Consider the following 20125-nt stretch of genomic DNA (forward strand, 5'->3'; position numbering starts at 1 on the left):
GTCTTCGCGCGCGGGCTCCTCCGCGGGGCTACCTTGCGCGGGAACTACCGCTCTCGCCCGTTCAGGTATGCCCAGCCCGCGAGCCCACCCAGCAGGACAGAGCCGACCGGGACCGCCGACCGTGTCGGTTCGGCGGCCAGCCCCCAGGCCATCCAGCCGGCGGCGAGCGCCGCGAGCGCGAACAGGCCGGCGGCCACCCGCGGGTCGGCGCCGAGCCGCTCGCCGGCCGCCCAGACCGCCCCGAGGACGTAACAGGCGGTTCCGACCGGCCACATCCGGAGGTACCGGGGGAGGCCCGCAGTCGCCGAGAGGTACTCCGGGAGGGTGGTGACGTAGAACCCCTCGAGCGCGACCATCCCCCAGGGGAAGACGAGCGTCGCCGAGGTCGTCCGGACGGCGACCAGCGGCACCACGAGCGGCGCGAGGACGGCGAGGCGCCACGCCCATATCGCCTTTCGGTCGCGGACGGCACCGGCGCTCCCCTCGCCTGTGCGCGTCACCGCCGGAGGATCAGCTTCAGGACGTCCTCGTCCTGCAGGACGTGCTGATCACCCACTTGCTGTTCGTCGTGGGTCGCGCTCGGCCCCGAAACCCGCGCGAACCGAAAGCGCTCCTCGAACTCGCCGCCGAGCTTGTCGATGGCGTCCTCGACGGTCGCGCCCTCCCGGAGCATCAGGGGCTCCTCGCGGTCGATCCCGCGACCGGGCTTGTCCATGTAGACCCGGATGAACTCGAGGTGCTCCCAGATCCGGTCCTTGAGGGTGTCGAGACCGCGCTCCGCTTCGGCGCTGATGAACGTGACCTCCTCGGGGTCGAGCCCGCGCTCGCGCAGTTGGTCGTCCACCGTCTCCTTGTAGTCGGGATCGATCAGGTCGACCTTGTTGACGCAGGTGATCGAGGGGATGTACTCGCGGTTCTCCATCAGACCGTCGACGAGCCGGTCGATGTCCACCTTCTCGCCGAGGTTGAGATCGGCGTTGACGTAGCCGTACTCGCGGGCGACCTCCTTGATCGTCGTTTCATCCAGATCCTGGTCGGCGCTCGAGGTCACCCGGATGCCGTCCTTGTGCTTCCGGCGTGCGGTCACCCGCGGGGGGTCGCGATCGACCCGGATGTTGATGTTATACAGCTCCTCCTGAAGGCGATCATACTGTTCGATCTCGAACACCGAGAGCACGAACAGGACGAGGTCGGCGTTGCGCACGACCGCGAGCACCTGCTTCCCGTCGCCCTTTCCAGTTGCTGCGCCCTGGATCAGCCCCGGCACGTCGAGCAACTGGATGTTCGCGCCCCGGTGGGCGAGCATGCCGGGGTTGACGTCCAGGGTCGTGAACTCGTAGTCGCCCGTCTCGCTCTCGGCGTTCGTAAGCGAGTTCAGCAGCGAGGACTTCCCGACGCTGGGAAAGCCAACGAGGGCGACCGTCGCATCACCGGTCTTCTCGACGGAGTAGCCCGTCCCGCCGCCCGCGGAGGACTGGTTCTCCAGCTTCTCCTTTTTCTCCGCGAGCTTCGCCTTTAGCCGGCCGATGTGGGACTCCGTGGACTTATTGTAGGGGGTGTCCTCGATCTCGGTTTCGATCTCCTCGATCTCCTCCTCGAGCCCCATTTGTCCCTAGCCAGCCGGTCGTGCCGAAAAACCCTTTCTATGCGCGACCCCGACTCCCTCACTCGATCCGGTAGCCGTCGAAGCGGGCGACGGCGTACCGGTAGCCGGCGAGGGGCGCGACCAGCCCGACCACGAGAACGAGCCAGGCGAGGGCCGTGATCAGTCCCGCGGGGACGGTCGGCTCGCCGATCACGGGGAGGAAGGCGAGAAGCGCCGTCAGAACATCGGCGAGGAGGGCGGCAGCGTCGATGGCGATGACCGCGGCGGCCGCCGCGGGGAGGGCGATCGCGAGGCTGTAACAAAGGAAAGCGGCCTTGCTCGGCATCACCGCCTCCCGGTTGTTCGTTACCTTCACGCTGCCAAAGCGGGGGAAGGCGGTGCCGACGCCGGTCGCGAGCGCGGGCGAGAGGACCGCCCCTACGACGGTTCCGGCGACCAGGAGGAGCGTTCGCTCGACCGGGAGCGGGCTCGCGACTCCCGCCGCCAGGGCGACGAGGAGGCCGATCGGGGCGGTAACGCCCGCGCCCGCGAGGATCAGTCCCCGGGTCGAGGCTCGTCCCGACACCGTCGAGGTCATCGCGGCCGGCAGCGCGGGTCCGAGGTCGCCGAGTGGGTTCAGAGTGGCGAACGCGCCCGCGGCCCAGACGACGTACAACGAGAGAAGGACGGCGAGATAGGACGGAAACGTCCCCGTCGAGTACACCGTCTGCGCGAGCGGGAACACGCCGAACAGCGGGTAGGCGACGTACAGCAACCGGACCGGCGCCCGCTTGGTCCGGCGAAGAGCGGTCGCCGCGACTGTCCAGGCCGGCCGCCCGACGGTGGGGACGAGGGCGCTTTCGAGCCGACCGGGCGCGCGCTCGACGGGCTCGCGGGACGTGGCGGTCTCGTCCCCGCTGCCTCCGCCCTCGGTCCGGGCGGGGTCCGCGTACCAGTGGACCCGCGCGGAGGCGACGCCGGCGGCGAGGGCGACCGGGACGAACAGGACGGTGCCGACGAGAGCGCCGACCGCGGCCACCGGCGAGGGGTCGATGGTCGGAACGCCGACGAGCAGGAGGTGGCCGGGCCAGCCAAGCGGGCTGTCCCCCAGCACCGAGAACACCACGGAGGTGATCCTGTTGAACCAGCCCGTCGCGATCAGACCCATGTAGACGGCAAAGGCGAGGACGCCGATGACGGTCCGGAAGCGCGCGACCGGTTCGTAGACCGTCAGCAGGTGGCGGATCCAGACGCCGACGACGAAGCCGACCGGGACGGCCGTCACGAGGAGCACGGCGACGACGGCGACCGCGGCGGGCACCGGCAGGGCGGTCCCCGCGCCGTAGGCAAAGGCCCCCGAGAGCAGGAGCGTCGGGACGGCGATCCAGGCGCCGAAGAGGGCGATCTCGGCGCCGACGAGGCCGACGACGGCGTTCCTGAGTGGCGTCGAGATCAGCAGACACGCGGGCTTTTCGACATCTGCGACCGCGGTCGTCGTCCGGATCGTGGCCATGACCGCGACCCCGACCCAGAGCACGGCAGCGCCGCCGGTGACGATCTCCGTCGGCGTCGCAAACCCGAGGTCGCCGACGCCCCCCGCGGCGACGGCCTCGCCCGCCGCCGAGAGCCCGAGCACCCCGAACACGCTCACGGGACCGAGCATGAACAGAGCGACGGCCCCGAGCACCAGCAGCTTCGTCCGGTCGCCGGCGACGACACGGACGGTCCGGCGAAACTCCGTGCGGGCGACGACCGAGGCGGCACGCGAGACTCCGTTCATCGTCCGTCCCTGTCTCCCCGCCGACCCTAAACCTTTCGCACCGTTGTCGTTTCGGCGGGCGAACGGAGTCGAGGTCGAAACCGGCCGTGTGACATGACTTCGACACACATATCATCCGGGATACGCACGGGCCGGACGATGCCGGACCCGTCGTCGCTGCGCGACAGCACCCAGATCGTTCTTCCCCGGGAGGCGCTGGCAGGGCTCGAGGCGGGCCTCGACGACGCGTGTACGGTGACGGTGTTCGAGGAGGGCGAGGACCACTACCGGATCATCGGCAGCCCCGTCGAGATCAAACGTGCCGGCGAGTTCCTCGCGCGGAACGGCGTCGCCTTGCCTTAGCTCCTCAATACTTGATCTCGACGCGCTCGCCCGCCCGGGCCGACTCGTAGGCAGCCTCGGTGAGCATCGTCGCGTACAGCGCCGTCCGCGCGGTCGCGGGCGGCTCGGTCCCCTCGCGGACCGACTCGAGGAACGCCCCGACTTTCTCCGCGGTCGAGAGCACGCCCTCGATCGTCTTGCTTTCGCCCTCGGCGCCGGTTCGGATCAGTTGGCGGTCGTCCCAGCCCTCGCCTTCGATGATGCCCCGGCCGCCGTCGCCCCGGATCGCGATCCGCTCCAAGACGTCCGGGGAGTCCCCCGAGACGCCGATCGAGGCGACGGTGCCGTCCTCGAACTCGGCCGAGAGCGCGGCCTGGAGGTCGATCCGTTCGGCCTCGTCGTAGTAACTCATCTCGGCGGAGACGCTCGTCGGCCGGGCGTCGAGCATCCAGACGATGGCATCTAAGACGTGGCTCCCGCTGTCGTACAGCTGGCCGCCACCCGAGAGATCCGGATTCACTCGCCAGGTGCCCGCGACGTTCTGGATCCAGTCCTGGGCGATCTCGGCGGTGACGAACTTCGGTTCGATCTCGCCGGCCGCGATCGCCTCCCGGAGTTCGACGTAGGCGGTACAGAGGTGGCGCTGGTAGCCGACCATGAACACCTCCTCACTCCCTTCGACGCGCTCGGTGATCTCGCGGGCGCGATCGACGCCGGGGGTAAAGGGCTTCTCACAGAAGACGTGGAGGCCCGCGTCGAGGGCGTCCATGATGTGGTCGTAGTGGAGGGTGTGCGGCGAGGAGATCTGGACCGCGTCGAGGTCCTCGCTTTCGAACATCTCCTCGTGGCTCTCGTAGCGATGATCGGGCGCGACCGCGAGTTGCTCGCCCGCTCGCTCGCGGCTCGCCTCGGCGACATCGGCCAGCGCGACGACCTCGGCTCCGGGATTCTCGTGAAACTGGGTCGCGACGTGGGTTCCCCAGCCGCCGGTGCCGACGACCGCCGTCCTGATCGTCTCGTCCATACACCCCCACGCTCGGCGAGCGGGTAAGCGGTTTCGTTCCGCCTCAGCGCTCGGGGTGGACGGGCGCGTCGAACCCGCCGCGTACCAGCGGTTTCGCGATATGGCGGCGGGCACAGGGGGGCACCTCGTACCAACCCTCCTCGAGCTCGCGTTCTACTGCCCGTTCGACCTTCCCCTCTGCCGTCCTCGCACAGTCGCGACACCGATAGCCTTGGTCGGCTCCGGCGCTCTCCATTCGCCGGCCGCAGTCGGGACAGGTCGGGGTCTCGAGTCGGGTCGTCCGCAGGTCGCGGACGGCGAACTTCTCGAGTTTGAGGGTGCCCCCCGAGAGTTCCCCACAGACCGTAAGGGAGTCACCGGCCCGCAGCCCCCGGACCCGCTCGCGAAAGCGTTTGGTCGGCTCGAAGGCGACACACTCCAGCCGACGGTCGCCGTCACCGACCTCGAAAAAGACGTGGCCTCCCTCGCGGGTTTCGGGACCCGAAACGACCTCGCCGGAGAGGCGATAGGCCCGGCCGTTCCGGAGCTCGCCGATCTCACCCTCCCGGAGGTGGACGTCGGTCCCCTGGTTCGTGACGAACAGTTGGCGCTCCGCAACGGGTTCGCTCTCGATCCTCGCCGCGATCCGCCTGACCGCATCGGCGTCGTCGCCGCGGATGCCGTACAGAATCGGTCCCGGCGTGTGGGGGACACAGACCGTCTCGCCCTCGATCCGGTCGACGGTGTCCCACACCGCCGGGTAACCCGTCTTTGCGGCCGCGAACACGCTTTGGTGATCGACCTCGCGGGGCGTGCCCCACCGCTCCGGTTCGCGGTAGGAGATCTCCTCGAGGGTCCACTCCGAGAGCGTCGACCAGGCGCCGACCGCCGCGAGCGCGCCGATCCGGCCCCGGCCGTTGCCCGCTCCCCAAGCACGATAGCCCGCCCGCTCGATCAGCGCCTCGCTCTCGGGGATCGTGAGGTGGTCCCGGACCGCCTCCCGAGCGAACTCGCTCACGGAGTCGGGCACCGCCTCGGGCGCGTGATCGGCGACGACGACACCGGGGTTTGCCGTGCCGTCCCCCGCGGCGAGGTCGGTGACCGTCTCGCGGGCGACCGAAAACGCCTCGCCGGGATCACAGTCGGCATGGACGGCGAGGGCGGCGTTCCCGCGGGTCTTGTGTTCGACGGCGGGGTTCAACCTGACGAGGAGCAGTCGCTCGACGCCCGACAGGGCGCTGGCGATCCGGGCGGCGACGTAGGTCGTACACATCCCCTCCTCGCGAGAGTCGGTGTCGTCGACGGCGACGACGGTCATCGGATCCAGTTGGAACCGCGGGCAGTAACGCGTTTCGGGCGCGGGCCGCGGCCACGCTTATTACGCTCGCTCCGATGGATGGCGTATGGGCGTACCGACGGAGTCGGCGGGATCGCTGACCGATCTCTTCGCTCCCCGGCGGGTCGCCGTCGTCGGCGCGACCGACCGCGAGGGGTCGGTCGGCCGTGCGATCGTCGAGAACCTCGCTCCGTTCGGCGGCGAGGTCGTCGGCGTCAACCCCTCGCGGGAGTCGGTGCTCGGCGTCGACTGCGTCGATTCCCTCGCCGAGGCGGGCGACCCCGACGTCGCGGTGGTCGCCGTCCCGCCCGACGCCGCGGTCGAGGCCGTCCGGACGGCCGGCGAGGTCGGGATCGGGAGCGTCGTCGTCATCACGGCGGGCTTCGGCGAGACCGGCAGCGAGGGCGTCGCCCGCGAGCGCGACCTCCGCGAGATCGCCGCGGAGTACGAGCTCGACCTCGTCGGGCCCAATAGCCTGGGCGTGATCGGAACCGGCACCGGTTTCAACGCCACGTTCGGTCCCGACGCGCCCCTCGAGGGCTCGATCTCCTTTCTGAGCCAGTCGGGGGCGTTCGTCACGAGCGTGGTCGACTGGGCCCGCGACCGGGGGCTTGGCTTTCGAAACGTCGTCTCGCTGGGCAACAAGGCCGTTCTGGACGAGGTGGACTTCGTCCGGGAGTTCGACGAGGACCCGGAGACAGACGTCATCGTCGGCTACCTCGAGGGGATCGACGACGGCCGGGGGTTCATCGAGGCCGCCCGTGCGTGCGAGACGCCGATCGTCCTCGTCAAATCCGGTCGAACGGACGCCGGCGCGCGGGCTGCCTCCTCCCATACGGGGGCGATCGCGGGCAGCGACCGGGCCTACGAGGCGGGCCTCGAACAGGCCGGCGTCCTGCGCGCACAAACGGTTCAAGAACTGTTCGACGCCGCCGAAACGCTGGCGGGCCAACCCCTCCCCGAGGGCGACGGCGTCGCGGTCGTCACCAACGCCGGCGGGCCGGGCGTGATGGCGACCGACGCAGTCGGGGACTCCCGGCTCTCGCTTTCCTCGTTCAGTGAGGAGACCACGAGCCGACTCCGGGAGGCCATGCCCGACGCCGCGAGCGTCCACAACCCGATCGACGTGATCGGCGACGCCGACGTCTCGCGCTTTCGGGATGCGCTTGCGGCCGCGACGGCCGACCCGAACGTGGGGATGGCAACGGTGATCGCGGCGCCGACCGCCGTCCTCTCGTTCGACGCGCTCGCGGAGACGATCCTCGCTATCCGCGAGGAGACGGGGGTGCCGATCGTCGCCTGCCTGATGGGCGGGGAGAGCGCGCGGATCGCCAGTGGGGCCCTCTCCGAGGCGGGGGTCCCCGCCCACTTCGATCCCGCCCGAGCGATCGAGGGGCTGGACGCACTCGATGAGTACCGAGAGATCGGGAGCCGAGAGTACGACGACCCCATGAGTTTCGACGTCAACCGCGAGCGCGCCCGCGAGGTGCTGGATCGCGCCACCGAACGCGGCGACAATCGGATCGGCGTCGAGGCGACGGACCTCCTCGACGCCTACGGCATCCCCACCCCCGAGGGCGCGGTCGTCGAGTCGCCGGGGGAGGCCGAACGGGTCGCGAGGGGAGTCGAGGGCGACGTCGTCATGAAGATCGTCAGCCCCGATATCCTCCACAAGAGCGACATCGGCGGGGTCCGCGTCGGCGTCGCGGACGGGGAGGTCGCCGACGCCTACGAGGACCTCGTCGCCCGCGCGCGAAACTACCAGTCCGACGCGACCGTCCTCGGAGTGCAGGTCCAGGAGCTGGTCGACACCGAGGAAGGCGTTGAAACGATCGTCGGGATGACCCGCGATCCCCAGTTCGGCCCGCTCCTGCTGTTCGGGCTGGGCGGGATCTTCGTCGAGGTCCTGGAGGACACCGCCTTCCGCGTCGGCCCCGTGAGCGAACGCGAGGCCCGCGAGATGGTCGGCGAGATCGACGCCGCGCCGCTCCTCCGTGGCGCCCGCGGGCGCGAGCCCGTGGACGAGGCGGGGATCGTCGAGGCGATCGGCCGGCTCTCACAGTTCGTGACCGACTTCCCCGAGATCGTCGAACTGGATATCAACCCGCTGGTCGCGACGCCCGATGGGGTGTGCGCGATCGACCTCCAACTCACCGTCGAACCATGACCCGAACCCTGCTCGTCGCCGGCACCGAGGAAAGCACCGGAAAGACCGCCATCGCGCTCGCGCTCGCGAAGATTGCCGCCGGGAGAGGCGAAAGTGTCGGCTACATGAAACCGAAGGGGACCCGCCTCGAGAGCCACGTGGGAAAGACCAGAGACGAGGACCCGATGCTCGCGCGCGAACTCCTCGACCTCGACGCAGAGATGCACCGACTCGAGCCGATCGTCTACTCGCCAACGTTCGTCTCCGAGGCGATCCGCGGCCGGGAGGACCCCCAGGAACTCCGGGCGACCGTCCGGGAGTGTTTCGACGACCTCGCCGACGGCCGGGACCTGCTGATCGTCGAAGGGGCCGATCGGATCGACACCGGCTCGATCGTCGATCTCTCCGAACCGGCGGTCGCCGACCTGCTGGACGCGGAGGTCGTCCTCGTCGGCCGCTACGACTCCGCCCGCGACGTAGACGGCGTGCTCGGCGCGGCCGAACGCTTTGGCGACCGGTTTCGCGGGGCCGTGTTCAACGCCGTCCCGGACGCCGCCGTCGACGAGGTCGAGGCGGCCGCGGGCTTTCTCGAGGGCCGAGACGTTCCCGTCCTTGGCGTACTCCCCAGAGAGCGCGACCTCGCGGGTGTCACCGTCGCCGACCTCGCCGACGAGTTGGGTGCCGAGATCGTCACCCGGGACGCCCCGACCGACGCCTACGTCGAGCGCTTCCTCGTCGGCGCGATGAGCGCCGAGGGGGCCCTCTCCTACCTCCGGCGGAGCCGCGACGGCGCCCTGATCACCGGCGGCGACCGCGCGGACCTCCAGACCGTCGCCTTGGAGGCTCCAGGGGTCCGCGCACTCGTGCTCTCGGGGGGGATCCGTCCCTCCGGGGCCGTGGTCGGCGCCGCCGAGGAGGCGGGCGTCCCGATTCTCGTCGTCGGCGCCGACACCCGCTCGACCGTCGAGCGGGCCGAGGACGTCGTCCGGAGCGGCCGGACCCGCGACGAACGCACGGTCGAAACCATGGGCCGGTTGCTCGCCGACCACGCCGACACCGACGCCCTCCTTCGGGACTGATGCGGCCTACGCCATGTAGCCGCCGTCGATCACGAGCGGGTGGCCGGTAACGAAGGAGGCGTCATCCGAGCAGAGCCAGACGACCGCGCTCGCGACCTCCTCGGGCTGGCCCATCCGGCCGAGCGGTTTGGCGTCGATGAACGCCTGCATCTGCTCGCCCATCTCCTCGGCCGAGCGGGCGACCATCTCGGTGTTGATGACGCCCGGACAGACCGCGTTGACCCGGACGCCCTCGGGACCGTACTGGGCGGCCGCGACCCGGGTCAGCCCGATCACGCCGTGTTTGCTCGCGACGTAGGGACCGGGACCCGCGGCGGCCAGCCCGGCGATCGACGCCGTGTTGACGATCCGACCGCCACCGTCGTCGGCCATCGCCGCCAGCTCCTCCTTGAGACAGAGCCAGACGCCGGTCTGGTTGACCGCGATCGTTCGGTCCCAGTCCTCGATCGACTGCTCGGCGAGGGGCGCGTGGTCGCCCTCGATCCCCGCGTTGTTGAACGCCATGTCGGGAACGCCGTAGCTCTCCTCGGCCGCCTCGATCAGCGCCGCTACGCTTCCCTCGTCGGTGACGTCGGTCTCGACGGCGGTCGCCTCCCCGCCCGCCGACTCGATTTCGTCGATCGTCTCTTCGATCCCGTCGCCGTCGACGTCGGCGGCGACGACCCGCGCGCCCTCCTCGGCGAACCGTTCGGCGGCCGCCCGTCCGATCCCGCCCGCTGCGCCCGTCACGACCGCGACGCCGTCACTGATCCCGTTCATATCGAACCGAGGACTACGACCACGAGACGGTACATCAACCCATGGCCCTGTTGCAGCCGGTCCGGAGCTCCCCTTCTATATAAACGCTCCGGCTCCCGTACCCGGAAATCGACCGACTGCGACCGGGACGGGTCGGGGAAACACTCATGTATCGAGAGTCGCTTACGTCCTTCCATGTCCCGGGGAGCACTGGTCGGAAACGTCACCGCGATGCTCGAGGACGCGGGGTTTGCCGTCAGCGAACGGTGTGCGATCCGCCCGAAGAGCTTCGACGTTGCTGCCAGACGCGGGGACAGTCTCGTCCTCGTGAAGATCCTCGGCAACGTCGACGCCTTCACCGAGGAGACGGGCCACGAGATGCGCCGGCTCGGCTCCTATCTGCGGGCGACGCCGCTTCTGGTCGGCCTACGGAGCCGCGACGAGGAACTCAAACCCGACGTCGTCTACTTCCGCCACGGCGTCCCCGCGTTCAGCCCCGACACCGCCTACAACTTCTTCGTCGAGGGCGTCCCGCCGCTGATCTACGCCGCACCCGGCGGTCTCTACGTCAACATCGACGGCGACCTGCTCGCCGACGAGCGCGCCGACCGCGAGTGGAGTCTCGGCCAGCTCGCGAGCGAGTTGGGAGTCTCCCGGCGAACCGTCTCGAAGTACGAGGACGGGATGAACGCCTCCGTCGAGATCGCGATGGCCTTAGAAGAGCTGTTCGAGGCGCCCCTGACGAGCCCCGTAGACGTTCTAGAGGGCGCCGAGGACGTCCACGACAGCGACCCCACTCCAGAGGACCCCGACGCCGATCCCGACGACGCCGAGGTCGTCACCGTCCTCACCCGGGCGGGGTTTCGGGTCCACCCCACGCTCCGCTCTCCGTTCAAGGCCGTCAGCGAGGACGGGGAGCGAGACGACGGCGAGGACGTCGTTCTCACGGGCCACTCCGCGTTCACGGAGGCCGCCGAGAAACGCGCCCGCATCATGAGTTCGATCGGCCGGGTCGCCGACACCCGGTCGGTCTACTTCGTCGAGAAGGCAAATCGGGAGTCCGTCGACGGCACCGCGCTCGTCGAACGCGAGGAACTCGCGGAGATCCGGGATGCAGAACACCTCCGCGAGGTCATCCGCGAGCGTGCCGACCGGGAGGAAGCGGCCTGAGGGCCACGTCGAACCCGGCCGAACTACGTCTCTCCCGTCCGCCCCGGAGCCCGCCCGAAGAAAACGGGGAACGCGCCCCACCCGGCGACGCGGCAGCCCGGATCGGCAACGGTCGTCCGGAACCGATACGGATCGTGCGTCGATACTACTAATAACCGTTGGGCCAGGGGACAGGGTACGGGAGCCAAGCCGTTCCAGGATCGCGCGAGACACCCGAGATACGACGCCATCGGTCGAGCGGGCCGCGCCCGTCCAGGTCCCAGCCGAGACCGATGGCGATATAGCCAATGACCACGATGGCGAGGACAGTCAGGCGATCCGAGCGGACGGCGAGAGGACCCATCGGGAGGCCATCGATATGAACGACACGGACAACGAGATCACGACCGACGAGAGCGAGAGCACCGACAGCGAGGCGATCGCGGCGCTTACCGTCCGGGTCGTCGGGCCGGCCGGCGAGCCGATCGAGGGCGCGATCGTCCGAGGCGAGGGCGACGGCGTCGAGTTCGGCGGCGAGACCGACGCCGACGGGACCTACGTCGAGGAGGAAGCGGACACGAGTACGTACACGATCGAGGTCGACCACGGCGAGTACGAGGCGGCGACGGTCGAGTACACTCACGACGACGACGGCGAGGTGACGGTCGAACTCGCCTCGCCGGTCGCCGTCGCCGAACTCTCCGTTCGGGTCGTCGATTCGGCCGGCGAACCGATCGCCGGCGCGAGCGTCGACGCCGAAGGCCGACCCCACGACGCCGGGATCCCCCTCGAGTTCTCCGGCGAGACCGATAGCGAGGGAGTCTACCGGGACACCGTCTACGAGAACGCCTACGCGATCACCGTCGACCACGAGGAGTACCATCCCGAGACCGTCGAGTACGGCCACGACGGCGACGGCGGACCGACGGTTTCCCTCGAACCCATCGAGGGCGGAGTCCCGGGCGCCTCGCGGATCACCGTCGCCGTCGTCGACGAAAGCGGATCGCCCATCGAGGGCGCGGAGGTGATCGGCCGCGGGACGCCCCACGAGGCCGACATCCCCCTCCAGTTCCGCGGCGAGACCAACAGCAACGGCCGCCATCCCGACGTCGTCTACCACAACGACTACCGGATCCAGGCCGACCACCCCGACTACACCGGCGAGATCGTCCGACACACCCACGACGGCCCCGCCGACGTCGCCGTCGAACTCGAGTCCGGTCCCGAACGGATCCCGGTGGCGATCACGGCCATCCACCCCGACACGGGGGGTGCCATCGAGGGCGCGGCGGTGCGTCTCGTCCGGACCAGCGGACCCGACAGCGTCACCGCCGACGCCGAAACCGGAAGCGACGGGGCGGCCCTCCTCGAGGTCGAGGCCGGCGAGTACAACGTGTTGGTGGCCGACGACATCGACCTGACGCTCGTCGAGACCGAGTACACCGTCGCCGTCGGTGACGATCCGGTCCAGACCTCCTTCGAGGCCGTCACCGAACCCGACGACTGCGTGTTGACCGTCGAGGTCGTCGACGGCGAAACCGGGAGCCCGATCGAGGGCGCGCGGGTCCAGGCCGACGTCCGCGCCGAGAACATCGACGACATGGGCCTGGCGGCCGGCGAGGCCGACGGCAACGGGATCGCCGAAATCCAGGGCTGGTGTGGCGAGTGGGAGCCCGCCATCGGCTCCGAGGGCTACTGGCCCGCCGACCCCGGTCGGCTCGACGTCGCGGGCAACGACGCGCTCACCGTCGAACTCGAGCCCCGCGAGTAACGCCGGAATCGCTCCCGGAGCCTCCTTCGAGCCGGCTCGGTATCGTTCGGACGGAAGTCGAGCGCCACGCTCGCGGACTCGACGATTCGTTCTCGAGTTGCCCACTGGTCGGGATTGAGGACGGAAAACGGGCCGACCGCCGACCCGCTACATCAGGTAGAAAAGCGGGAAGAGGAAGACCCAGACGATGTCGACGAAGTGCCAGTAGAGCCCGAAGAACTCCACGGGCCGGGAGTCCTCGAGATAGGCGTCGATCGAGATCACGCGATAGATCATGAAGACGGCGACGAAGAGGCCAAGCAGCACGTGGAGCCCGTGGAGGCCGGTCGTGACGAAATACATCGAGTAGTGGAGGTCGGTGAACCAGAAGATCCCGTGGCTGAACTCGTAGCTCCACTCGTAGGCCTTCACGCCCATGAACGTCAGTCCCAGCAGGACGGTGGTCCCGAGGGTGGCGAGCAGCCCCGTCTTGTTCTTCCGTTCGGCCATCACGAGCGCGAGGATGACCGTGAAACTCGACGTGAGCAGGATGTACGTGTTCAACAGGCCGAGCTGGGTGAACGGCGGCACGGGGTCCCAGCTACCCCAGCCCGCGTAGATCCGCATGAAGACGTACGCACCGATGAACGCGCCGAAGACCACGACGTCCGACGCCAGGAAGAACCAGACGCCGAGTTTCGTGTTGGCGACGTTCTCGAACGGCCACCGTTCGGCGATCGCCATCGTCGGCGCGGTAAAGCGCTCGCGGCCGAACTCGAAGAGCGTGTAGCCGAGCGTGGCGACCCCGACGACGGTGATCCCCGAGTAGAGGTAGCTCACGTTGGCCGTGAGCCCCGCGCTCTCGAAGTACTCGGGGTCGAGCGATTCGACCAGCGCCGCGACCGTTCCCGTCATGCCCGAGGCGCCAAGCAGGGTGATGAACAGCCCCAGCCCGATGCCGAAGGGCCAGATGCTCGCGTGATCGACGTGTTCCTCGGCGGTCGCGTGGTCGTGGCCGTGGTCGCGCTCGAGGGCGGCCCCGGCGTCGGCGGTCGCCATCGCGCCGCCGTCGGTGGTCGCACCGCCGTCGGTCGCCGGCGTGTCGTCGACGAACTCGAGGCGCCCGCTCGCATAGGAGGGGCGTCCGGGCCAGTTCTCGAGGGGTGGCGGCGAGGGGATCGCCCACTCGGCGGTCCGGGAGAACTCCCAGGGGTTATCGGGGGCGTCGGGACCGGAGACGAGGCTCTTCCCGAGGGTGTAGAACATGATGAGGAACGAACTCCCCAGGACGAACGCGCCGACGGTCGCCATCTGGTGGTAGATCTGCATGCCGTCGGCGTAGTGGAACACCCGGCGTGGGGTCTCCCAGGCGAGGAACATCGGGAAGTAAAGCAGGTTGAAGCCGACGAAGTAGACCGCGAAGTTGACCTTGCCCAGCAGCTCGTCGTACATCTTCCCGGTCATCTTCGGCCACCAGTAGTAGACCCCGCCGACCAGCGCGGTCACCCCCGAGACCATGACGTAGTGGAAGTGCGCGACGACCCAGTAGGTGCCCCGGAACTCGTAGTCGAGGACGACCGCGCCGAGGAACACGCCCGTAATGCCCCCGAGGATGAAGAGGACGAGCGCACCCAGGCTGAAGAGGAACGGGGTGGTAAAGCGGACGCGGCCCTTGACCATCGTGTAGATCAGCGAGAAGACCATCAGGTCGAACGGCAGCGAGATCCCGATCGTCGTCGCCATGAAGAGGGTCTTGATCTCCAGGTTGATCGTCGTCAGGAACATGTGGTGCATCCAGACCAGGAAGGACTGCACCGCCACCAGGACCATCGCGATGATGACCCACTTCCGGCCGACGATCCGCCGACCCGTAAAGGTCTGGAACGTCTCGAACATGATCCCCAGCGCGGGGAAGAAGACGATGTACACCTCCGGATGGCCGAAGAACCAGAACAGGTGTGCCCACAACAGGCTCGAGCCCTGGTCGGTCACGAAGTACTGGGTCAGCAGGATCTTGTCGCTTACGAGCAAGAGCAAGGCCGCGAGGAGGGCCGCGAACGCAAACAGCATCATCCAGACCGTAAGCAGCCACGACCAGCTGAAAAGCGGGACGTTCCAGAGGCCAAGCCCCTCCGCACGGGAGCGGTGCATCGTCGTCAGGAAGTTGACCGTCCCGACCGTGATCGAGGTGACGAACAGGAGTAACGCGACGATCGCTGCGGTTCCGCCCGTGGTCGCCTGAACGGCGGGCGTGTACATCGGGACGTTGAGCGGGGCGTACATCGTCCAGCCGCCCTCGAAGGACCCGCCCTGGAAGAAGGAGATCGCGAGCAGGACCCCCGAGAAGAGGTAGAACCAGTAGCTGAGCGCGTTCAGCCGGGGGAACGCGAGGTCCTTCGCGCCGATCTGGAGCGGGACGAGGTAGTTCGCAAAGCCCGTCGCGACCGGCGAGAGGAACCAGAACACCATCACCAGCCCGTGGATGGAGACCGCCTGGTTGAAGCCGCTGTTCGAGAGGAGAGTCCCGCCCGGGCTCCAGAGCTGGACCCGGAAGAGCAAGGCGAGGACGCCCCCGAAGATCAGGAAGAAAAACGCGGTCACGAGATAGAGGATCCCGACGTCCTTGTGGTTGGTCGTCACCAGCCAGCGTTTGATCGACGTCCGCGGCGGGAAGTGCTCAGACATCAGCTCTCACCCTCCTGGCCGGATTCGTCGTCGGCGTTGCCGTCGGTTTCGTTGTCCTCAGTGTCATTGTTTCCGTCGTCGCCACTGGCGTCGGTACCGTTCGTGTCGCTTTCGTTGCCGGCGTTCGTTTCGTTGGCCGCGTCGGTCGCGTTGCCCCCGGCGCCGGCCGCGGAGCTCTCGTTCGCTCCGCTCTCGTTGCTCGCAGCGTCGGTACCGTTCGCACTGCTTTCGTTGCCCTCGGGGCCCGTTTGGGTGCCCGTGGCGCTCTCGTTGCCCCCACCGCTTTCGTTTCCGCCGCTGTTCGCCTGGGCTTCCTGTTCTGCCATCCACTCCTGGAAAGCCTCCTCTTCCATCACGGTGAGGTCGGCTTTCATGTTGGAGTGGCCGGCACCACAGAGCTCGAAGCACTCGATGGCGTCCTCGTGGGTCACGTTCTCTCCGTTCTCGGGCGCGTCGGCGATGAACCAGGTCTCGGAGTACTCGCCGGGGATCGCGTCGGCTTTCGCGCGTTGATCCGGTATGCCGAAGGCGTGCCAGACGTCGATCGACGTCACGTTCAGCTGGATCTCCCTGTCGGCGGGGACGACGAGCTCGCCGTTGGACTCGACGCCGTTTTCGTACTGGAAGGTCCAGGAGAACGCCTGTCCCTCGACGTCGACGTTGAGCGCCTCCTCCTGGGCCTCGTCGCCCGGACCGGCCTCGACGTAGAGGAGCATCTGGTACGACCAGAAGACGAGCCCGAGCACGATGACGGCGCTCAGCCCGAACGAGAGGAAGAGCTTCCGCCCTCCCTTCCCCCCGGTCGGCAGTTCGCCGACGACCGGGAGGTCCTCGTCCTCGCCGTGGTTGCCGTCGTCGCGGTACTTGTAGGCGTTGTACAGCGTATAGCTGACGACGACGATGCCGACGAGCGTCCCGAGTCCGAGAAAGAGGACGAAGATCTCGTTGAAGACGTCGACACGCGTCTGCTGTAACGGAGTGGTAAGTTGGGGAAGGATCGTGGTCACCTCGTTTGCCGGCTACTTTTATAGTAGTCGCTGAGTGCTGGGTCCACTTGGCTATTGTGGAAGCCCTCGTCGAACCGAACGGACGGTCCGCTCGCCGCCGGCGCTTCCGTCCGCATCGACCGCGCGTTGTTCTCCGGCATCCAGGTCTCTAAACGGACCTTTGTCCGACCGACCTTTTGTGTATCGTTCTGGAGCCGTCGCCCGACCGCCGCCCCGCCGCCGGACCCGACCTCCCACCACGACGACTCTTATACCCGCGACGCGTAGGGGGCGTATGCCCGAAGACGTCCTCTTCGAGTTCGAGCGCCCGATGGGCCGCACCGAGATCGCCGACTACCTCCGGACCGTCGCCGACCGCCTCGAGGCCGGCGATGAGCTCGCCATGGAAGGCGGCGGCGAGAGCGTCAGCCTCTCCCCGCCCGCGACCCCCACCTTCGAGGTCAAAGCCGAACGCGAGACCTCGAGTAAGGGCGGCCCAGGCGAGTTGAGCGTCGAGTTCGAGCTCGAGTGGGACGAGCGTGAGGACGGCAAGGAAGGCGACGAGGGCGGACTCTCCATCGAGTAGCTTAGACCTCGACGACCCAGGCGGTGAACCCTTCGTCGAGTTCGTACACCGACCGGAAGATCGCGTCGAGCGCCGCCGCGACCCGGTCGTCGTCGGCCCGCGCCGCGATCCGGACGTTGACCCCTTCGGCCTCCTCGGGACGCGCGAGTTCGTCGATCGAAAAGGCGGGGTAGTCCTCGAGGAGCGCCTTTAGGGACTCGAGTTCCGCTTCCGTGCAGTCGACGTTTACGATCCCCTCCGCGAACTGGAGCCAGGGGATTGCCCCCTCGTCGGGGTCGACCGCGGCTTCGATCGTGACGAACGCGCTCGCGCGGGCGCGATGGGCGGCGATCGCGTCGGCGTAGAGGGCACGGCGTTTCTCGGGCTCGGCGGCGTCGAATCGAGTCATATCGGCCGTTCGATCGCCTTTCTTTAAGCCTTTATGCGACGGGGCGCAACGCTCGGGTATGGCACAGCCACGAATACTCATCCTCGGGCCCCCGGGAGCGGGCAAGGGGACACAAAGCGGCCGCCTCGTAGAGCACTTCGACATCGCCCACATCACGACCGGCGACGCGCTCCGGGCGAACAAGGGAATGGACATCAGCGACGTCCACGACGAGTACGACACCCCCGGCGAGATCATGGCCGCGGGCGAACTCGTCCCCGACGAAGTCGTCACCGCAATCGTCGAGGAAGCCCTCGCCGACGCCGACGGCTTCGTCCTCGACGGCTACCCGCGCAACATCGCCCAGGCAGAGGCCCTAGAGGGGATGACCGACCTCGACGTCGTCCTCAAACTCGACGTGAGCGAGGACGAACTCGTCCACCGCCTGACCGGCCGGCGGATCGACCCCGAAACCGACGAGGTCTACCACGTCGAGTACGACCCCGCCGAGGACGAGGAGGTCAAAGAGCGACTGGTCCAGCGCGACGACGACACCGAGGAGACCGTCGTCGAGCGCCTCCGGGTCTACGAGGAGAACACGGCACCGGTCGTCGAGTACTACGACGAGAAGGGTTCCCTGGAACGGATCGACGGCGACCGCGCGCCCGAGGAGGTCTGGACGGAGATCCGCGAGCGCGTCGAGAGTGCCGTCTAGTCGAGAACGATCTCGTGGGTGCGGACGTGGACGTAGACCGTCAGCTCGTCGGTCGCGATGTTATCCATGTGGCCGTCCCAGTTGCCCGTCGGTGAGGTGGGCCCGGCGCTGCTGTCGCCGTGGAAGGTTACGGTCCCGCTGGCGTCGAGTCCGCCGATGACGAAGGTTCCGTAGAAGTCGAGCGACCCGCTCGCGTCGAAGTCGGTGTCGGCCGACACCTCGTCGTGGGGCGCGTAGATCGAGCCGTAGTAGGCCCCGCCGCCGCTGAACCTGAAACTACTCCCGGTCGTGCCGAAGATCTGGAATCGGTTCGCCTCCCCTCCCGAGTTCGTCACGGCGCCGCCGGACATCGACACCGTACCGCTCGTGATCACCCGGACGACGTGGTCGTTTCCACTGGTGCCGGTCACCGTGATGTCCCCGTTCCCCGTCATGGATACGCCCCCGCCCGGACGGACCAGGATGTCGATGTCGCCGTCGCTGACGTCGAGTTCGAGGTCGCTGTTCCCGCCGATAGAGATTTCCCCGGCGAAGTACTGGCCAGCCTCGAGGTGATCGTCGCTCAGGGTGCCGACTTCGTCGCCCTCTCCCTGATCGAGGATCTGGTCATAGGCGCGGTCGATCGGCTCGTGTTCGGGGAGGTCGTCGAGTTCGTCGTTCGGATGGGGGCCGATCTCGCCGGGCGGGACGCCCTCTCTCACCTCGCAGTCGCCGACGCAGTAGCCGTTGTCGGTGATCGATCCGGCCGCGACGAGGTCACCGGCGTACGATTTGTCCCACCGGATCTCGATGTCGCCGTAGGAGACGACGCCGCCGTCGACGTGGCCGCCGACGGTGACGTCCCCGCCCGCGAGGACGCTCCCGGCGTCGTCGTCGCCCGCGATGTCGACGCTCCCGGCCGCGATGATTCGGCCAGTGACCTCGCCGGAGTGGCTGACGCTCACGTCCCCGCCCGAGACGACGTCGCCGTAGATCGTGTGTCCGACGTCGACGTCCCCCGGCGAGACGACGTCGCCGCTCGTGTAGCTGTTTCCCGCCGTACTCGTCGAGATCGACCCCCCGGTCGCCGACAGGACGCTCGCACGATCGGAATTGAGGTTTACGTCCTCGATCTCCTGGGGAAGCTCGGAGATGCCGACGATCACCTCGATGGTCCGGTACTCGCCGGTACCGCTGGTCTCGACGCTCGTGTTCCCCATCGATCGGAAGTATTCCGCCCAGCCGTTGTGATAGGCTGTCGTGACGGAGATCTTGATGTTCTGGCTCTCGTCGACACCGCCAGTGAGTCCGGAGTGGTTCGAGGTGGTGTTGACCCCCGAGACCGCGACCCCGCTTCCTGAGGCCGAGCCGCCGCTCACGTTGAAGATCGGAAGCGTCAGCGTCCCGTCGGTGTACGTAATCGGCGGTCCCGAGACGGGCATCGATCGGTCGCCCGTTCCCCGCCAGACGCCGCCGCCCTCGTAGGCGACGACCGAGCCGTCGTCGTTGGTGTACTCGATCGCACCGAGGCTCTCGTTTGCGACTTCTCCTTTCCCTTCGATGGAGACGGTCATGTTCCCGCCGTCGACCTTGCGGATCGTTCCCTCGCTCGCGTCGATGTCGAGTTCCGTCGTGCCTCCGGCGTCGCTCGTCGCGGCGGCAGTCGCGATGTCCGTGCTGAGTTCGACGAACGCGCTCTCGACGCGATCGATCTCGGCCTGGCTCTCGATCCCGTCGGTTGTCGCGCCCGAAGCGAGCAGGATCGCGACGCTGCCGATCGCGACGATTCCGAACAGCAGGACGAACCCGAGGACCTCCGACTGGCCGCGTTCCTCGCTCACTCCGATCGCCCGGCGCACCGTCTTCTCTCCATATTGCTGCTAGATATATCCGACACCGTGATATACTATTCGGTTGGTA

At 68.2% G+C, this 20125-nt stretch carries 17 protein-coding genes; 7 read left to right on the top strand and 10 right to left on the bottom strand.

Annotated features, from left to right (window positions below):
- Window positions 1-44: 44 nt before the first annotated feature.
- The 3 genes from LCF40_RS10100 to LCF40_RS10110 are packed head-to-tail and all read right to left on the bottom strand — an operon-like array spanning window position 45 to window position 3365.
- Window positions 45-500 (bottom strand): DUF8050 family protein, encoded by a 456-nt coding sequence (locus LCF40_RS10100; protein ID WP_224828370.1) that lies wholly within the window; start codon window positions 498-500, stop codon window positions 45-47.
- Window positions 497-1606 (bottom strand): OBG GTPase family GTP-binding protein, encoded by a 1110-nt coding sequence (locus LCF40_RS10105; RefSeq protein WP_224828371.1) that lies wholly within the window; start codon window positions 1604-1606, stop codon window positions 497-499. Before LCF40_RS10105 ends, LCF40_RS10100 begins: the two co-directional genes overlap by 4 nt.
- A 58-nt stretch (window positions 1607-1664) precedes the next feature.
- Complete coding sequence (locus tag LCF40_RS10110; RefSeq protein ID WP_224828372.1) at window positions 1665-3365, bottom strand: hypothetical protein; 1701 nt, start codon at window positions 3363-3365, stop codon at window positions 1665-1667.
- Window positions 3366-3503: 138 nt separating this feature from the next.
- Between LCF40_RS10110 and LCF40_RS10115 the strand changes: the two genes are divergently transcribed.
- Window positions 3504-3707, top strand: coding sequence for a VNG_1110C family protein (locus LCF40_RS10115; RefSeq protein WP_114576164.1), 204 nt, complete (start codon window positions 3504-3506; stop codon window positions 3705-3707).
- A 4-nt stretch (window positions 3708-3711) separates the two neighbouring features.
- Here LCF40_RS10115 and LCF40_RS10120 read toward each other — a convergent pair whose 3' ends face one another.
- Together LCF40_RS10120 and LCF40_RS10125 are read right to left on the bottom strand one after the other, a co-directional pair.
- Window positions 3712-4710 (bottom strand): Gfo/Idh/MocA family protein, encoded by a 999-nt coding sequence (locus LCF40_RS10120; RefSeq protein ID WP_224828373.1) that lies wholly within the window; start codon window positions 4708-4710, stop codon window positions 3712-3714.
- Between the two features lie 43 nt (window positions 4711-4753).
- Complete coding sequence (locus LCF40_RS10125) at window positions 4754-6007, bottom strand: tRNA(Ile)(2)-agmatinylcytidine synthase (protein ID WP_224828374.1); 1254 nt, start codon at window positions 6005-6007, stop codon at window positions 4754-4756.
- An 85-nt stretch (window positions 6008-6092) separates the two neighbouring features.
- Here LCF40_RS10125 and LCF40_RS10130 point away from each other — a divergent pair, with 85 nt between their 5' ends.
- Both LCF40_RS10130 and LCF40_RS10135 read left to right on the top strand, forming a co-directional pair.
- Window positions 6093-8192 carry an acetate--CoA ligase family protein gene (locus tag LCF40_RS10130; RefSeq protein ID WP_224828375.1) on the top strand — a complete coding sequence of 700 codons (2100 nt, stop codon included), beginning with the start codon at window positions 6093-6095 and terminating at the stop codon, window positions 8190-8192.
- Window positions 8189-9250 (top strand): phosphotransacetylase family protein, encoded by a 1062-nt coding sequence (locus LCF40_RS10135; protein ID WP_224828376.1) that lies wholly within the window; start codon window positions 8189-8191, stop codon window positions 9248-9250. Before LCF40_RS10130 ends, LCF40_RS10135 begins: the two co-directional genes overlap by 4 nt.
- 6 nt (window positions 9251-9256) lie before the next feature.
- Here the strand turns inward: LCF40_RS10135 and LCF40_RS10140 are convergent, their stop codons facing one another.
- A complete protein-coding gene (locus LCF40_RS10140; protein WP_224828377.1) occupies window positions 9257-10009 on the bottom strand; it encodes a glucose 1-dehydrogenase in 753 nt (250 codons plus the stop codon).
- A gap of 174 nt (window positions 10010-10183) precedes the next feature.
- Here LCF40_RS10140 and LCF40_RS10145 point away from each other — a divergent pair, with 174 nt between their 5' ends.
- Window positions 10184-11158, top strand: a complete 975-nt coding sequence (locus LCF40_RS10145; RefSeq protein ID WP_224828378.1) for a transcriptional regulator — start codon at window positions 10184-10186, stop codon at window positions 11156-11158.
- 358 nt (window positions 11159-11516) lie between these two features.
- Entirely contained in the window at window positions 11517-12908 is a 1392-nt protein-coding gene (locus LCF40_RS10150) for a carboxypeptidase-like regulatory domain-containing protein (RefSeq protein ID WP_224828379.1), read from the top strand.
- 147 nt (window positions 12909-13055) lie between these two features.
- Here the strand turns inward: LCF40_RS10150 and LCF40_RS10155 are convergent, their stop codons facing one another.
- On the bottom strand, window positions 13056-15572 hold the full coding sequence (locus tag LCF40_RS10155; protein ID WP_224828380.1) for a cbb3-type cytochrome c oxidase subunit I: 2517 nt from the start codon (window positions 15570-15572) through the stop codon (window positions 13056-13058).
- Entirely contained in the window at window positions 15572-16579 is a 1008-nt protein-coding gene (coxB, locus tag LCF40_RS10160; protein ID WP_224828381.1) for a cytochrome c oxidase subunit II, read from the bottom strand. Before coxB ends, LCF40_RS10155 begins: the two co-directional genes overlap by 1 nt.
- A 274-nt stretch (window positions 16580-16853) precedes the next feature.
- On the opposite strand from coxB, the gene LCF40_RS10165 reads away from it, so the two are divergent.
- Complete coding sequence (locus LCF40_RS10165; RefSeq protein WP_224828382.1) at window positions 16854-17144, top strand: amphi-Trp domain-containing protein; 291 nt, start codon at window positions 16854-16856, stop codon at window positions 17142-17144.
- Between the two features lies 1 nt (window position 17145).
- On the opposite strand, the gene LCF40_RS10170 is transcribed toward LCF40_RS10165, so the two are convergent.
- Complete coding sequence (locus LCF40_RS10170) at window positions 17146-17532, bottom strand: DUF7975 family protein (protein ID WP_114576153.1); 387 nt, start codon at window positions 17530-17532, stop codon at window positions 17146-17148.
- Window positions 17533-17590: 58 nt separating this feature from the next.
- Between LCF40_RS10170 and LCF40_RS10175 the strand changes: the two genes are divergently transcribed.
- A complete protein-coding gene (locus LCF40_RS10175) occupies window positions 17591-18226 on the top strand; it encodes an adenylate kinase (protein WP_224828383.1) in 636 nt (211 codons plus the stop codon).
- On the opposite strand, the gene LCF40_RS10180 is transcribed toward LCF40_RS10175, so the two are convergent.
- On the bottom strand, window positions 18223-20064 hold the full coding sequence (locus LCF40_RS10180) for a DUF7289 family protein (protein WP_224828384.1): 1842 nt from the start codon (window positions 20062-20064) through the stop codon (window positions 18223-18225). The genes LCF40_RS10175 and LCF40_RS10180 overlap by 4 nt on opposite strands.
- Between the last annotated feature and the right edge of the window lie 61 nt (window positions 20065-20125).

It is taken from the genome of Saliphagus infecundisoli (assembly GCF_020177375.1).
GTDB lineage: Archaea > Halobacteriota > Halobacteria > Halobacteriales > Natrialbaceae > Saliphagus > Saliphagus infecundisoli.